The sequence below is a fragment of the Nostoc sp. 106C genome (genome assembly GCF_002154725.1).
Classification (GTDB): domain Bacteria; phylum Cyanobacteriota; class Cyanobacteriia; order Cyanobacteriales; family Nostocaceae; genus Aulosira.
In genome coordinates, this window is sequence record NZ_MTAW01000162.1 from 50,241 (window position 1) to 66,469 (window position 16,229).

Below are 16,229 nucleotides of genomic sequence, written 5' to 3' on the forward strand. Positions count from 1 at the left end.
AATTAATAACTAAATTAACTCATATCCAGTGATAGACTCTTATTGTCTAGTTACTTGAATGTTCTCGTTTCTTGGCGATATGTTGAATTCACCATTACGTGAAGAACCCCGCAACCAGCGAGCTGCTGTTATTCCTTTAAAACAAGAGACTTCTCTTTTAGATTGGTTACAAATCAGCGGTAGGATTATAGCGCGTGACGTTCACGAACCTGAGTTTCTGGAAGATGAAGAAGAAATATCAGAGTTTCTGGGTGGAGAAGATGGTATCGGTGATTATGATCTTGATGACGACGACGATATAGTTATTGCCGAAGATTAGCCTGTTACGGCTGGAACTTTGTGGCAGCTATCGTCACTATTGTTCAGTTTTGTAAGTGTGGAGTGAAGGGAAATTTCCGTGGACGCTAAATTATCTCCTGACCAAGGATTAAACTTTTCTGGAATCGGTATCGCTTCGTGTTTGGCTATAGGGCTAGGCGGGGCAGCATTGATTTTGGATTCGATGAGTAATAGGTTGCCTTGGCAGGGTATGTCTTTAACCCTGCCACTATTGTTATCTGCGCTGTGTTCAGCGGCCTTAGGCTTCTGGGTGATCCCGCTGCTACAGGCACTCAAAACTGGACAAATAATCCGTGAAGATGGCCCCCAAGCTCATCTGAAAAAAGCAGGTACGCCGACAATGGGCGGGATATTTTTTGTTCCCGTAGCTGTGATACTTGCCTGCATATTGTCTAATTTTGCAAAAGAAGTGGTTGCGGTTTCCGCATTGACACTCAGTTATGGATTTATTGGCTGGTTAGACGATTGGCAAATTCTTCGTCGTAAGTCAAATAAGGGTATATCCCCCCGCACAAAACTAACTTTGCAGGTCGGTTTTGCAGCAGTATTTTGTCTGTGGCTGATGTTTAATCAACCTACAGGAATTACAAATATTGCTTTACCCTTAATAGGCGCTTCAATTCCCCTAGGGTTTGTTTTCTGGCCTTTGGCTGGCTTTGCTCTAGTTGCAGAGAGTAATGCTACCAATCTGACTGATGGCATTGACGGCTTGGCAGGTGGAACCGTAGCGATCGCTCTTTTGGCTCTTGGTGCTGTAGTTGCACCCACCTCACCTGGATTGATGATTTTCTGTGCTGCGTTAAGTGGCGGTTGTTTAGGTTTCTTAGCCCACAATCGGAACCCAGCTCGTGTTTTCATGGGAGACACTGGTTCCTTGGCTCTGGGTGGCGCTTTAGCTGCTGTAGCACTGCTAACCAACAGTTTAGTCATGCTGTTCATTCTCAGCGGCATCTTCTTCGTAGAAACTCTTTCTGTGATGGCACAAGTAAGTTATTACAAAGCCACTAAAGGTCCCGACGGTAAAGGTAAACGCCTGTTGAAAATGGCACCACTACATCATCATTTGGAACTTACTGGTTGGTCAGAATTACAAGTGGTTTCCGTGTTTTATATAATCGCCGCGATTTTGGCAACCATTTGCATGGCAATCCGTTAATTTTCTACGATTTGAAAAAAAGCATTTTGAATAAATAGTAAATTCTTAATCACCAACCCCCACTAATTTGGGGGTTATTTTTATGGTTATAAAACAATACGGTGATGAATGCAAAATTGTCAGATCATTTACGCATTTGACTAACCAAATGAACCAGTTCCGGCAAAATTAGTTTTTCCATTCCCAGTTGCACAGCATTACTAGAACCAGGAAGAGAAAAGATTAATTTGTTTTGATAAACACCAGCAACAGCACGGGAGGCGATCGCCCGCGAACCAATTTCTTGATAACTTAAAAAACGAAACAATTCTCCAAATCCTGGCAAGGTTTTCTCTAGCAATTTTTCAATTGCGTCGTAGGTAGTATCTCTGGGTGCAATCCCTGTGCCACCATTGAAAATCACAACATCCAGACTTGTAGTTTCACTCAACATTTTTATTTGTTCTTGAATCTGCGCTGGTTCGTCTTTGATAATTTTGTGAGCTAATACAGCATGATTGGCAGTTAAAAGTAATTCCTTAATTAGCTGACCACTTTTGTCTGTTTCTAGAGAACGTGTATCGCTAACGGTAACAACAGCACAATTTACCGTTATTCTCAGCGAGTCTGGGTGAGGTTGTTGCGTCATAGGTAAGTTCTTCACACAGAGTTATTAGTCCTTAGTCTTTAGCTAATGACTAATGACTAATGACCCTTCGGGTTCGCTAGTTGCTTATGAGGGAAACAACGCCACTTGCAACAAGAGCGGCTCGCCGCCCAACGCAGTGGCTCCCCAAGACCGCACTAGCTCACTAATGACACTTTATGATTTGCTAAATTCCAAACCGTTTTCTTCAGCGTACCGCTGCATAAAGCGAATAAAACGCTCCCATTCTTCGGCAGATTTAATTAGATAAATTGCTTCTAATGCTTCTGGTCTGCCGTTGACAAATCTAGCCTTCACTTCGCGGGTGATGATTTCCCCTTCTTGGTCAATCATGTACATCCCGGTGATATCTTCAGTAGTAGTTTGAGCCAAAGCTTTAGGATTGACAAAAATAAATGTTGCAGTACCACTTTCACCAGTACGCGATCGCGTTAGGCGAACATCAGGTACTACATCTTCGTCTATACCTCTAGAAAATTGGATTTTTGCCATGATGAGTGAACTTAAAGTTTTGTAATGATTAATTTATTATTTTCTCATCATTTGAGAACCAAGCAATCTTAGCTATTACTGATATTCTTGATTTACGGATAAATACTTAAGTAGCTTCTCGTTCTAGTAACAAAGTTACAGGCCCGTCATTTTCGATTGCAACTTGCATCATTGCACCAAACTCACCAGTTTCCACTTTTAAACCACTAGTACGTAATTTGGTAACAAATCTTTCATATAAATCTTGAGCTAATGAAGGAACAGCCGAACGATCAAAGGAGGGACGGCGACCTTTGCGACAATCACCATAAAGCGTGAATTGACTAACTACCAGCAACTCACCACCAATGTCTTGCACAGATTTTTGCCAGCGGTCGCCCCCTTGTTCATCAGGAAATAACCGCAATTCCAAACACTTTCGCGCCATCCAGTCGAGTTCAGCATCGGTATCAGTATCAGCAATACCTACGAGTAAGTTAAGTCCGCGACCAATTTTGCCGACCATTTCACCATTAACGCTAACTTGAGATGATTTAACTCGCTGGATGATAACGCGCATGAAAACAAATGTACTACTATTAACAATTTACTCAAAGTCAGATAAAAAAGAATTAATGAGTATGAAATTCGCAGTACAATAGCTAATTTTATAGTCAAAGCTAGGAATTTACAGCTAAAAGCTTCCAGACTGCGGCTATTTGCTGAAACTCTCACAATAATTAGGTTTTTTAAATGGCTCAGGTCGGATTTGAACCAACGACCCCAGGCTTATGAGTCCCGTGCTCTAACCAACTGAGCTACTGAGCCATGCTTTTTCACATGATTTCTAAATATAGCAGAAAAATTTGGTCATTTCTAGTCTTGTTGGCAATTAATTTTTGCTTGGAGGCTAGAACGACTAATACCCGTTCTCTTAAAGGTGGCTACAGATGACAAGCAGGAGAGAAGAGAAAAATTATTTTTAGCTCGAAATTAGATAATCGCTATGCCAAGCAAAAGAGGGAGTTTAGCTCCCCCTATGAAAAATGTAATGATTGAATTCTAAACAGCCAGAAACTAGATACGGTTTGCCAAGTAGGTAATTGGGTTAACTGCGCCCTTACCTGATGGATGAATTTCAAAATGGCTGTGTGGACCAGTACTAAAACCAGTGCTACCCATAAGAGCAATTGTTTCTCCTTGATGCACTTGCTGACCTGCCTGCACTAGAATTTTGCTGTTATGACCATAGCGAGTCATACTGCCATCAGGATGGCGGATATCGACAAGATTGCCATAGCCACCATTATTCCAACCTGCCTTCTCGATTACGCCGTCAGCTGATGCGTAAACTGGCGTGCCGGTGGAGTTAGCAACATCAATTCCCTTGTGCATTTTGCCCCAGCGCCAGCCAAAGCCGGAGGTCAGCACACCCTTCGCTGGCCAAATGTAAGCAACGGATGAGGAGGATGGGGGAGGGATAGCCTCGTCAATGGGTTTGGGTAGATATTGATCTACTGCTGACAAAGGTGGTAGGCCAGGAGAGACTGTGGTTCCCCGCATCTTTCCTAGGGAGTCAGAAGCATTAATTCCCCGAGGAGGAGTTGCAATTCTAGCAGTAGGTGTCTTACGTCCAGGGGCTTGGTTAGATAAGAACTCTGGATTTACTGGCTCGTTAGTCGGTTGAGTTGCTCGGTATTGGGGCTTCATTGGTTGGACACTATAGTTAGTCGTCCCAATGGGCGAAGGCACAGGAATTTGTACCGAATTCCGTGGCAAAGTGGGGCTGGATACCGCAAAATTATTCGGATTACCAACCGGAACCGAGACCGCAGCGTTGTTATTTTCGCTAACTGCTGGGGTGACTACACCAGCTTGCTGGGCGCGATATTTCTCACGCAATCTCTGAATTTCTGCTTGTAAGCTCTGGAGACGCTCATTACTTTTGTTGCTTGCTAGCTTCTGCGGTTTTTGATTCAACTGCATTTCGGCAAAAACCTTTGGCACCGGAGCATCACCACCCATACCGTAAGCATTAGCAGGGCTGGGGACTGTTTGCGAAGCGATCGCAGTATTTACAGGAATCGGATTGCTCGTAGCTACTGGTGTCGGTACGGTAACATTGCTGTTGTTAGCAACGACTGGTAACTGTGGTGTCACAGTTATTGGGTTAGCAATAGCTGTGTTTACAGGGGATGGAGCTACTTTGAGCGTAGCATCAGACTGCTCTACCGTAGGATTAATTGCTAAGGTGGATGGGTTAGCTGTGTTGCGCTCAACCCCAGCAGCAGGAATAACCAGTTTTTGACTGATTTGCAGTTGATTTGGATCGCTCAGATGATTTGCCTTGGCTAACTCTGAGACGGAAGTACCGTAATTGCTAGCGATCGCCGCTAGAGTATCTCCGGGCTTAACTTCGTAGGCAACAGCGGCCGATGGTGTAGCGGCTTTGACTGTAGCTGGTACAGAAGTTGCTAATGGCGCAGAGCCAGCTTTCGACTGTTTTAGTCTAGATATCAGGCTTGCTTTGTTGGCATCAGTGCTAATTGGCAACTGCTCAGTTGCAATCTTGCTTGCGTTGAGTTGTGGCGCTTTCTCAACTACAGCTGTTGGCTGAGACAACCCCACATTAGCTTGTGATAAATTCTTACTCTCCCCAGACCGCAACTCCGCCAGACTTTGTTTTAAACGGTTCGATTTTTCTTGTAACCGATTCAGCGCAAATTCCTGCTGCGCCTTCAGTTGAGCAGTAACTTCATTGTTAGCAGTTTGATTCTCTGTAGCTACTGCGCTCAGGGATGTAGTTGGCGAGCTAACTACACTATTAGCAATAGAAAGTTTTTGTACTTCTTGTAGCTTGTTGGCTACTTGCAAACCCTGTACTAATTGGGGTTGCTGATAAAAAGAACTCTTATAAGTTGCTGTAGCTTTGCCAGTTGCTGCTGAAACCGGAACTGGCACAGACATTCCATTTGCCGCAACTTGCAATTTAGCTTCAAGCCCAGGCACTTGTGAAATTGCTGTTGGTTCCACTATGACAGGATTTTCCGGCACGCTCACTAATGAGACGGTTTGGTTTTCCAGCTTTGTGGGAGCAAATTTCATCTCAGTGTCAGGAGCAGCTGGAATCGTTGAGGCTGCCTTTTGGCTGCCCACAGGAGCGGCTGCTTGAGCTTGATCGCTTTGTCGAGTCACCAAAAGACTTGTTGCTCCCATTGAGAGCGCCAAGCCAATCATGGCGGCTTTTGTCCGCGCCCGGTGGTTGCTCACAGAATTATTCATGTTTGACTGTTCTACCGGGGCACCGTCACTGCTGGTTGTATTTTTCAGCACAGCCTTTACTCTCTTTTTCAATGCTCGTTTCAAAGACGACCTCCTATGATCACTAGCGCTTAACTGACCTTGATTTTTTTCAGTCTGATACTAGTCAATGATTTAGATCACATCAAATGATTGATCAAGATCACACCCACCAGAGATACTTACGCAAGATTAACCTGCTTCTCTGATTTAGACAAGTTCACACCTTTTAGCAAAACTTAAAATTGCTGTGCTGACTTGTCCGTTCTGTTCCTCACACCTTATGATGTTTTGCTTTTTGCAGTTGTCTGCGCCTGTCTTGCTGAAGTAGCTGGGAATGGACAAACATAATAAACTTTGCCAAATCCACTGTTGCTCTTTGCAATTGATTAGCTAAGACTTCTCGAAAAGCAAATCTCCCTGCTGTAGATATCTTCAAGAGATTTCTATCCAATCCGTCTACCCAACACGAGACTTTACGTTGATTATTCCCTAAAAAACAACCGTATTATCTCGCAGCTACTTTTGCGCTTCTTCCAAATACCACTTGAGCCAAAAATGACTAAATGCCCTATAAGACTAGGTTTTACCCGTTTTGTTCCCAAGTTTTAAGATAATTGAAATTCATCAAAATCTATCATTCAAATTCCGAATCGACGCAATTTTTAGATACAAATTTCTTATATAAGCTCACCTAAGTTTGAAAGTAATTTTTACTCACTTTTAGAAGAGCTTACAGAATCAAGTATAACCATTCACATCGTTTTGGCTGTAACAATGGCTATATTTGCTGAAATCAACTACTTGGACATTATGATATCCTCAGATATCATAGAATTATTTAAGTATTTTTACTTATAAATATCTATAAAGGTTCTATTGCGAATAACCCAATTGACGGCGCGCTTCAAACAAACCCACTGCGACACTCACAGAAAGATTCAAGCTACGAACTTGAGGTTGAGCCATAGGTATGTATAAGGTTGCATCACAAGCTGATAGAATTGTTGGCGCTAAGCCAGTGGTTTCGCTACCAAACAGCAGCCAGTCATCTGCTTGAAAATTAAATTGGGCATAATTAAAACTGCCACGTACACTAAAACCCAACCATCTACCGCCACGTTTCTGATGGATATTTTTAAAGGCTTCTAGAGATTCATGATAGTTGAGCTTGACATAAGGCCAGTAATCTAAACCAGCTCTTTTGAGGTAGCGATCGCTAATTTCAAACCCTAAAGGACCAACCAAATGTAATTCTGTACCCGTAGCAGCACAAGTACGAGCAATATTGCCTGTATTCGGGGGAATTTGAGGGTTAACTAAAACTACCTGGGGCATTATTCAGTGGCAAGAATGTAGTGTAAAAAACAATGTATTAACTCCGCACATTCTACCAAGGGTTAGGCACTATCTATAGGTTTTGTTAATAATTAATCAAGCTCTTCCTATCGATTAGATTTTTAAAACATAGCAAATTCACTCTCAGATAAGTATCTGAGAGTATTTCTGGTTAAGACCGCGAATTTTTAAATTTTTTCATTGCACAGCTTGGACTAAAAAGCAGAAGAAAGTCCCAATGAGAAAATTTCATCGCCATGTGTGAAAATGGGACAGATAGAGAAGTCTAAGCGGAGCTTTCCTCCTGACAGCGTTGGTCTATAGTTTCCTCTGCCTGCCAAAAAATCTACCATTTGTAAGAAGACAGGGGGTGTAGTGTCACGCCAATGAGGGGGAACACAATTTGTTCTCTAATTCGATTTCCCGTTCTTGGGTAGCGACAATTGCTTGGGAAATAACTCGCCCAGAATCAAACCCGACTGCGTGCAGTTGCAACCACTGTTGGGCTTCATTACCTTCACGGAGAATTTTGTGCAAGGGAGAAAGAAAACAACTAAACCCTTGCTGTTTAGCGATCGCCCAAACTTCTTGGTACATTTGATCTATCCAATCTCTAGCCAAAATAGTTCTGCCATCTTGCCAATGCTGAAGCGGAGCATCCAGACTCGCACTAGCAGCAGCAGCTTCGTTGCTAGCAGTTAAGCTGATGAGTTCTTCAGGAGAGAAGCTACTTTGAGTTAACGGATCGATGTCAGGATTTTCTATTACCTGCAACAAACGGGCTTCTAGCAAGGCAGTAATTGCTAGTAAGGAGATCGGATCTGTAACTAAATCGCAAATTCGCAGTTCTAGGCGATTTAAGTCATAGGGACGGCGATCGCCATTTGGTCGGACTGATGCCCACAAATGCCGGACATTTTGCATTGTGCCAGCAGCCAGCTGTTGTTCTACCCATTGAATGTGGTGAGCGTGGCTCTCAAATAAAGGTACACGGGCAGGCGTATGCGGAAATAGTCCCCATCGGGTAGAGTGATAACCAGTAGCTTTGCCATCTAAAAAAGGAGATGAAGCGCTGAGGGCGAGGAATAAAGGTGCTTCTACTCGAATTACTCGACACGCCCGCATCAATAGTTCTGGATCGCTAATACCGATATTGATATGTACGCTAGCTGTGACTACTTTTGTGCCATAGGTTTGCTCAATATAGTCGTGATAAGGGTTAGTGGGATCGGAACGGAAAAAGCGATCGCTCCCAGCCAAAGACAAGGTGCTGCCTGGAATTAAGGTATAGTCACCTAATTGTTTAAGATATTTTCGCAGTTCATGGCGAGGACGCAGCAGGGCACACAATAACTGCTCATAACTATGTAATGGCTTAGTTATGTATTCTACGTTGCGGCTATCTGGCTCCCGCACAAATCCATCTAAAGCCTCAACAATTTTGTCAGAGAGACCGATGATTTCACCTTGAGGTGTGCCCGTATACATCTCAATCTCAAAGCCTTTTGATAAGCTCACTTTGTTCTCCTCGGCTCTCTTAGCCTATAAATTGTATCGAACGAGACGATTTTTTGCATCGACGTTGAAGCCAAGCCCAATTCAGAATTTTTTAATCGCAAACTAACAAACACAAGCATTCTGTCTGTTTTTTGTATAACTCAGAAATACTAAAGGTATAAATAATTTATGCCCTTAGTATTAGTAATTTATAATTACCAATTCTTAACTGATGCCTAAGGGCGATAGACTTGACTAGCAGCCTTATGCAATAGGGATTGCTGCTATTTCCCAGCAGAAAATACCGAGAGAGATTAAGCCTATTATTTCCTGGCGATCGCCTACATAGGATCAGCGCCAATTTTGTCTAGAGGCAAATAGATAGTCCTCCTATTTTGTATATTCCCATAAACTTAGTACTACTTTGTTTCACAACCTAGCATTTTTAAACCCAGAGGAAGCAGAGCAAAAACTGAGCTTTTTTGATATTAAAAGTGCAACCTTACAGTAATATAAATGTACTATATATAATTACTGAGAATAGGGAGAGTCATCTATATCAAAATTACAAATAGAGGCTAATAGCGGTCTGCTACTGGGTGCTTTGTAAATTGTCATTTATCTTTTGTCTACCTGTTACCCTTGTCCGTAAATGTCAAAATTCATCAAGCATCAGTATGGGAAAACTGCTAAGCTGTGACGTATTTAAACTGTATATTGACTCACATCAGGGTCTTCCCTAAAGTTTTGAGCGGAGGCTTTTTCCGCTTAAACTTCTCGTCTGTGTCATTGGTCATGGTCATTTGTGTTTACATAGACGCAAAGCGGTGAACCAGCGTGGTCTGGAAAGCCACGGTGTTGGGCGGCTTGCCAACAGTCACGAAAGTGGCGTGGTTTCCTGCATGAGCGACTGGTGTAAGCGAAGCGGTAGTCCCTGTTAGCCGTTCCCGAAGGGTAGAGTAGGGCTTCCCCCAGGGTAAACAAATGACGAATGACACCCTTCTCCTGTCGGAGACGCTGCGCGAACATGAAAAAATGTTCAATTTAGAAGTGCATTAGCTGATCAAAGGTCACTCTACTTGACAGCAACAATTTGATTCAACATCAGCACTAATGCCACCATACCCAAAATAGCCATTAATCCTGAAGGCATAAACTTACGTGTTTTTGCTAACCGCAAGCAAAAGACAACCACTAAAAGAGCAGTAACCAAAGCTGCTACAAACAAACCCCAGGCTTGTCCTTGTAATTGCAATAAAACGCCAAAAATTAGTAATAAACCGCTAATAATACCACTTAGCAACGAAACTTTACTATTAGCCTGAATGTAGCCCATAATGCCACCAATCAAGGCCAAAATGCCGTAGACAAGCGCGGCAATTATACCTATGTTCATTGTTAAAACCTATCTAGATTTTGACTTTGCAGCAAGGGTCGGCAGACAATTTACCATAGCTTTTGAAGCTCATCACCCAATTGATTGATGGATAATCAAGCGATGTCTACGGTAAGCACTTCATCTTATGCAAAAATCCAGTTCCTCCAGCGCCAAGCAGCATCACTCTTACTTTACCAATCCGTTCTCCAGAATGAAGTGGGGATGGCATTTCTTGAACTGTTGCAAGCTATACGCTACACTGATGCTGATGCACGAGGTTCCCTCCAAGCTTACGGCAGTTACTTTCACGCCTTAGCCGCTAAAAATCAAAATTGGGAAGACTACTTAATTAATCAAATTCTCGTTTCTGAGAATCCATTTACAAGGCTGGCTCAACAGGAAGAATTTGAGAATATACCCCTTGCTTTAGTAGCAGCAGCTCAGCATGATTTACAGGTGTTGCATAGTTTATGTGAATGTAGCAGCGCTTCTTTGAGTGAGTGGGTACAAACTGTAGCTCATCTACCTGTTTCACCCATTGTGTGGTACACAGAGCAAGGTAAGGTAGAAGCAAAGACAGTATGGATGAAGCAGCGCCTTGAAGCTGAGGCAGTTGTCTCTCTACAAAACTCAGATAATTGGGCTGAGACTGTAGAAGATTTAGCCACTTATTATCGGCAATTTGGCACAGGATTATTTGCAGAATATCGCGCTTTGCGCTGGCAAGATGGTAAGTTTGTTGGCATTCAGCATCCTGATTCTATGAAACTTGATGTACTAGCAGGTTATGAGTCTCAGCGGGACGCTTTGTTAAAAAATACAGAGTTTTTATTATCAGGCGAGTCTGCACTGCACGTATTACTTTATGGTAGTCGTGGTTCTGGAAAATCGTCCTTAGTAAAAGCTTTGTTGAATGAGTATAGTCAACGCAACCTCCGCTTAGTGGAAGTGACAAAATCTGAATTACAAGACTTGCCAATAATTGTTGAACAATTGCGAGGAGTGCCACAGAAATTTATTATCTTTGTTGATGACCTTTCCTTTGAAGAAGATGACGATGCCTTTAAAGCACTAAAAGTAGTTTTAGAAGGTAATTTAACTGCACGGCCTGAAAACGTAGTTGTGTATGCAACTTCTAATCGCCGCCACTTGATTCGAGAGTTTTATACAGATAGGCCTGCTCCCAAAGATCAAGAAGAAATTCATGTATGGGATACGATGCAGGAGAAACTGTCTTTTAGCGATCGCTTTGGTCTAACTTTGACCTTTGAGGGGGCAGATCAGAAAACTTATTTAAAAATTGTCCGGCATTTAGCTGCAAAAGCAGGAATTAATATTAGCCAAGAAGATTTGGAGTATCAAGCATTACAGTGGGCTACTCGCCATAATGGTCGTTCTGGACGTACAGCACGCCAGTTTGTTGATTTCTTAAAAGCTGATTTAGCAATTTATACCGTCAAAAATAATACATCTACACAGTAATAATACAATTCATTGGTTGATAATTTTAATTTTTAGTTATTGATAGGAAAATATCATGTACAAATATTTACAACCGCAGACTTCCATAACAGAAAGTATGGAGTAATGACCATAAAAACTACTGATATTGATAACTTGGCTAAGCTAAAAATAAGTAATATGCACTCAGCAACAGTAAATAATAGATTTTTTTTAGGAATAGTTGCCTTTAGTGTGAGTTTTGGTCTTAGTCTTGTCCCTAACTGGGATTATACTAAAGCCTTTGTCACAGGAATCATTACTTTAGTTGCTACCTATACAGCAGCATTTTGTGTAGATAAACGGCGGAAAAATTATGAAATGCTTGTTTTAAATTCTCTGCACAAACGAATTAAAGAACTTGAGGAATTGAAGTCTCGTATTGCTAGAGAAATTAACCAAATCGAAGAACATCGTAATTTATTATACTCTGAGTCTAAACAACTACAAAATAAAGTAGCAGAATGTCGCAATCAAAGAGATAGCTTACATAGAGAACTTAGCACTTTTGCTGGTCAAAGAAAACAGTTAGAAAATGAAATTAGTCTTCTAAAAACGGAAATTCATAGTCTAGATAAAAATAAAGCTGAACTCAATACCTCATTTTCTGTTCTGACAGCAGAAAAACGTCGCCTTGAATTAAATTTTAATGTCTCTCGTTCCGAAATTAATCAATTGCAGAATCAAATCTGCGAACTTCACCAAGAAAAACAAGAGATTGAAAGTAATATAATCTTGCTAGGTAGGCTTAAACCTCAAATAGAAGAAAAACTCTATGAATTGCGAAATCAACTGCAAGAGCTAGAATTTGAAGTTAATCAGAAAAATCAATTACTAATAAATACCACAACTAATAGAGACAATATAGAATCTAGCTTGAATGACTTACAAAGCAAAATAGTAGAACAGCAAACTGAATTGTACCACGTACAAGGCCAAGTTTTATTATTGCAAGAAGAACGCGATTTACTACAAAGCCAAGTCTGGGAACTACTTCAACAAATAGAAACACTAAATCCAGAAATTTTATCCGAAAAATCACAGGAAGATATTCAAGATTTTTTTCCTTTTGAGGAATTAATTGAACCTATAGCACCAATAAATATACAAGCTGATGCATCTGGAACCTTGTCCGAAGAATGGAGAGATTTTCTCAAGCAGCTATCAAACTATGAAATTCAGGTCTTAAAAGCCATAGTAGAGCAAGAAAATACCCAAGCTGTAATTAAACAGATTGCAGAAGCAAATATTACTATGCCGAATTTATTGATTGATTCAATCAATGGTAAAGCTAATGATACTTTGGGAGAATTAATTATTAATACAGAAGTTTCCACTCCAGAAATATATCAAGAGCATATAAATAACGTCAACAAAATGATGGATATGTATGAAAGCTCTATGTAGAAGGGTTAAATGATTAGAAGAATTTTATTGATATCATTGGCAGTTTGTTAGAACGTTAATTCTTATAACTAGGTGGCTTTCATCTAAATTAATTAAATTATTCATGCCGTTGTAAAATTACTTAATAGGTATAGCATATACCTGACTTAACTTGCTGGCTGTAAGCCTCTGCGTTCAAAATCAGGTGAGATCAACTACATGGCAAAGCTCAAAATCTCGAAAAAAATATCCACTGCTTTAATTAATTCTCTTGGAGCAGGAGTAGTACCAAGGATGGGAGTTGAACATATAGCAGTTGGTCGAGAACAAGAACTAAAAAGTCTGTTACAGAATCTCGATGACATTGCAGAAGGTGTATCGGCATTTCGTTTTATAATTGGCAACTACGGTTCGGGTAAAAGTTTTATGCTGCAACTGATTCGTAGCCGTGCTATGGAACAAGGTTTTGTAGTAGCTGATGCTGATTTATCCTCAGAACGCCGACTAGCAGGAAGCAACAATGAAGGTTTAGCAACCTATCGAGAATTGATGAGTCGCCTAGCTACAAAAACTCGTCCTGATGGTGGTGCTTTAGTTTCAATTTTAGAAGGATGGATTAATAAAATTCAACAAGAAGTAGCAAAAGAAGCTGGAATACGTCCTAATGATGAAGGTTTTGATGACCAAGTTGAAGCGAAAATAAGAGAAGTTGTTCAGTATATTGAAGATTTAGTCCACGGTTTTGATTTTGGTAATGTAATTAGCGCTTATTGGCGTGGTTACCGATTGGATGATGATGACTTAAAAAATTCTGCTATGCGTTGGTTGCGAGGAGAATTTACTACAAAAATTGAAGCAAAAGCAGCTTTAGGAGTACGTGTAATTATTGATGATGATAGTTGGTATGACTACATCAAATTATTGGCGAAATTTGTAGCAGAGATTGGCTACAAAGGACTGTTAATCTTAGTTGATGAATCTGTGCATTTATACCAAATATCCACTACAGTTACGCGAGAAAAAAATTATAATAGACTGCTAGCAATGTTTAACGATACCATGCAGTGTAAAGCTGAACATCTAGGTATTTTGATTGGTGGTACAACAAAGTTTTTAGAAGACCCAAATCGAGGATTATTTGCAGATCAAGCTTGGCGTAGACGTACTAAAGAAAGCCGCTTTGTTACCCAAGCTGGCATTCAAGAATATTCAGGTCCGGTAATCAGACTCAACCCTTTAAGTGAAGAAGAGATTTTCTCACTTTTGCAACGCATAACTGAAATTCATGCCCTAAATTTTGGGTATGAAAAAGCTTTGACAAACCGAGATTTGAATGAGTTTGTGCAGGAAATTGTCAATCGCTTGGGTGCAGAGGCGTTGCTGACGCCGGGGGAGATTGTACGAGATTTTATCAGTGTTTTGAATATTCTCCACCAAAACCCAAAATTAGAATTGAAGGAATTAATTCATGGCTCTAAATTTAAACCCACTGCTGCGGGGAAAGATGCAAATTTAGATGAGGATAATGCAGCAGAATTTAGTTTGTGATTTGCTCAACTTTTTCCAGCCTGTATCATAATCAATGTAGCGAACTTTATCGCTGTACAGCAGAGTGTCTGTGGAATTTTAGAGGTTTAGCCAGCTAAAGACTTGCTCGACGCTTAAGGATAGGTCGATGTTGCTGAGAATGGGAACTGAGTCTGTACCTGTGAGCATTTCGACTCGTTGATTTGGGAAGATGGTTAAAATGCTGGCTTCATTTGGAAAAATCAACCACCCTAGTTCTGTAGCATTTTGAGAGCATTGCAGTAAGTTCCGGAGAACTTTGGCTTGGCTTTGCTCTGGGGAAAGGATTTCTATTGCCAAGTCAGGATGAGTTTCAAAGCGGTTGGCGAGATTCTGCCTGATGCTTCACGGGGAATACGTTCCCAGCGAAATACGGCAATATCAGGAACAATAGCAGCACCGCCAAAGATGCAGCGCAGTTCGGGAAAGGCAAGGGCAGTTTTTTGCGGTTTGGCAGTCCGATTAATTGCTTGGCATAGTTCGACTTGTAGTAGACTATGTTCTCCCTGTGGCATGGGTTTTTGGCTAATTTTTCCATCGATATACTCAGAGGCGGGTTTGGTTTCAGGGAGTTGCAGGAATTCTTCTAAGGTAATGGATGTGGCTAGTGTACTCATCGTTTTTCCTTGCCAGATTCTCTTACATCTATTTTGCCTGTCACTATATTGTTTGCGGAAGCTTGCGATCACCCAACTAAATCATGCTAAAACACTGATTCCTTAATAAAACGCGAGACTTAGAAACCCTGCTCTAACGCCTTTTATAACCAAACAATGCTTGTCGCAACCTAAGAAAACCTGGTTTTTTCGTCATGATTCCGAATACTAAATCGGTATTTTAGTAATAGTGCGATCGCATTCTTTGAGTACTCTTTTTCACTACAGGTACTTTAGACCTAAAATTAGAACATATCTACTAGTGAACAAGTATCTTGAAGAACTAAAAACCCCTGTAATCTAGGCTTTACAGAGGTTTTTACATCTAAGCGGGCGGCGGGAATCGAACCCGCATTAATAGCTTGGAAGGCTATAGTTTTACCACTAAACTACGCCCGCAAATTTCCAACCTCAATAGCATAACACAGTTGTAGGTGAAATTCAAGCAGCTAATAATCAAGGGAGAGGCTGTAGTCGGATACGTACTATGAGAGTACTAGCCTTTGGATCGTTAGGATCGTTGTCATAAGCAGGTTCAAACTCCCAGTTATTTAAGACCTCATTGGTTACAAAGTCTTCATAGTAGCTTTTTTCTTTTTCGGAGATGTTTTTATCTACAACAGCAACATACTCAAGTCTGCCTTTTTCGGAAATTGTTAATGTCACTGTAAATTCTACAGGCTGACCAGAATCTTTCTCTATGTACTTTACATATTCAAGACCCTTGCTAAATGGCTGGTTGCTTGGTTTGATTTTAGCTGAGTGAGTATGTGCATCTATATCTTGTTGAGGTTGTCCAACTAAACTTGCTATGAGGCTTCCACCTGCCGCATTAGAGGGTTGAGTGGGGGATTGTTGGTTATTAGTACTAGTATTACCTGCGTTCTCGCGTTGCTGTTGTTCAGCTAGTTGACGTTGGCGTTGCTCAGCTAGTTCGCGTTGCTGTTGTTCAGCTAGTTCGCGTTGCTGTTGTTCAGCTAGTTCGCGTTGCTGTTG

13 protein-coding genes, 2 tRNA genes and 2 pseudogenes are annotated in these 16,229 nt (G+C 41.1%); 5 read left to right on the forward strand and 12 right to left on the reverse strand.

Translation table 11 applies throughout. The features are described 5' to 3' along the window. Nucleotides 1-79 precede the first annotated feature (79 nt). Nucleotides 80-319 carry a DUF3134 domain-containing protein gene (locus BV375_RS24590; RefSeq protein WP_086765382.1) on the forward strand — a complete coding sequence of 80 codons (240 nt, stop codon included), beginning with the start codon at nt 80-82 and terminating at the stop codon, nt 317-319. Between the two features lie 78 nt (nt 320-397). Continuing rightward, nucleotides 398-1,495, forward strand: a complete 1,098-nt coding sequence (gene mraY, locus BV375_RS24595) for a phospho-N-acetylmuramoyl-pentapeptide-transferase (protein ID WP_086765384.1) — start codon at nt 398-400, stop codon at nt 1,493-1,495. A 124-nt stretch (nt 1,496-1,619) separates the two neighbouring features. On the opposite strand, the gene BV375_RS24600 is transcribed toward mraY, so the two are convergent. The 9 genes from BV375_RS24600 to BV375_RS24635 form a co-directional block, all read right to left on the reverse strand. Beyond that, on the reverse strand, nt 1,620-2,123 hold the full coding sequence (locus tag BV375_RS24600) for a molybdenum cofactor biosynthesis protein B (protein ID WP_086765386.1): 504 nt from the start codon (nt 2,121-2,123) through the stop codon (nt 1,620-1,622). Between the two features lie 174 nt (nt 2,124-2,297). Further along, the gene (gene psb28, locus BV375_RS24605) at nt 2,298-2,633 is read right to left on the reverse strand and encodes a photosystem II reaction center protein Psb28 (RefSeq protein ID WP_086765388.1); all 336 of its coding nucleotides are present in this window, start codon (nt 2,631-2,633) and stop codon (nt 2,298-2,300) included. A 106-nt stretch (nt 2,634-2,739) separates the two neighbouring features. Continuing rightward, nucleotides 2,740-3,192 carry a D-aminoacyl-tRNA deacylase gene (gene dtd, locus BV375_RS24610; protein ID WP_086765390.1) on the reverse strand — a complete coding sequence of 151 codons (453 nt, stop codon included), beginning with the start codon at nt 3,190-3,192 and terminating at the stop codon, nt 2,740-2,742. Nucleotides 3,193-3,366: 174 nt separating this feature from the next. Then, nucleotides 3,367-3,440: transfer RNA gene (locus BV375_RS24615), tRNA-Met, on the reverse strand. A gap of 249 nt (nt 3,441-3,689) precedes the next feature. Beyond that, complete coding sequence (locus BV375_RS24620) at nt 3,690-5,978, reverse strand: peptidoglycan DD-metalloendopeptidase family protein (protein WP_086765392.1); 2,289 nt, start codon at nt 5,976-5,978, stop codon at nt 3,690-3,692. Nucleotides 5,979-6,788: 810 nt separating this feature from the next. Further along, entirely contained in the window at nt 6,789-7,250 is a 462-nt protein-coding gene (locus BV375_RS24625) for a tRNA (cytidine(34)-2'-O)-methyltransferase (RefSeq protein ID WP_086765394.1), read from the reverse strand. Between the two features lie 378 nt (nt 7,251-7,628). Then, a complete protein-coding gene (gshA, locus tag BV375_RS24630; protein WP_086765396.1) occupies nt 7,629-8,768 on the reverse strand; it encodes a glutamate--cysteine ligase in 1,140 nt (379 codons plus the stop codon). 765 nt (nt 8,769-9,533) lie between these two features. After that, complete coding sequence (locus tag BV375_RS36215) at nt 9,534-9,776, reverse strand: hypothetical protein (protein WP_143842197.1); 243 nt, start codon at nt 9,774-9,776, stop codon at nt 9,534-9,536. A gap of 46 nt (nt 9,777-9,822) precedes the next feature. After that, nucleotides 9,823-10,143, reverse strand: coding sequence for a TMEM14 family protein (locus BV375_RS24635; protein WP_086765398.1), 321 nt, complete (start codon nt 10,141-10,143; stop codon nt 9,823-9,825). A 102-nt stretch (nt 10,144-10,245) separates the two neighbouring features. On the opposite strand from BV375_RS24635, the gene BV375_RS24640 reads away from it, so the two are divergent. The 3 genes from BV375_RS24640 to BV375_RS24650 all read left to right on the forward strand — a co-directional run bounded on the left by BV375_RS24640 (nt 10,246) and on the right by BV375_RS24650 (nt 14,559). After that, on the forward strand, nt 10,246-11,607 hold the full coding sequence (locus tag BV375_RS24640) for an ATP-binding protein (protein ID WP_243714036.1): 1,362 nt from the start codon (nt 10,246-10,248) through the stop codon (nt 11,605-11,607). Nucleotides 11,608-11,712: 105 nt separating this feature from the next. Further along, nucleotides 11,713-13,032, forward strand: a complete 1,320-nt coding sequence (locus tag BV375_RS24645) for a tellurite resistance TerB C-terminal domain-containing protein (RefSeq protein WP_243714037.1) — start codon at nt 11,713-11,715, stop codon at nt 13,030-13,032. A gap of 198 nt (nt 13,033-13,230) precedes the next feature. After that, the gene (locus tag BV375_RS24650) at nt 13,231-14,559 is read left to right on the forward strand and encodes an ATP-binding protein (protein WP_086765402.1); all 1,329 of its coding nucleotides are present in this window, start codon (nt 13,231-13,233) and stop codon (nt 14,557-14,559) included. Nucleotides 14,560-14,637: 78 nt separating this feature from the next. Here BV375_RS24650 and BV375_RS24655 read toward each other — a convergent pair. The 3 genes and pseudogenes from BV375_RS24655 to BV375_RS24665 all read right to left on the reverse strand — a co-directional run. Then, a pseudogene (locus tag BV375_RS24655) lies at nt 14,638-15,194 on the reverse strand (Uma2 family endonuclease). A 367-nt stretch (nt 15,195-15,561) separates the two neighbouring features. Further along, nucleotides 15,562-15,632: transfer RNA gene (locus tag BV375_RS24660), tRNA-Gly, on the reverse strand. Nucleotides 15,633-15,689: 57 nt separating this feature from the next. After that, nucleotides 15,690-16,229 (reverse strand): annotated as a pseudogene (locus tag BV375_RS24665) (DUF4175 domain-containing protein); the annotation flags it as partial.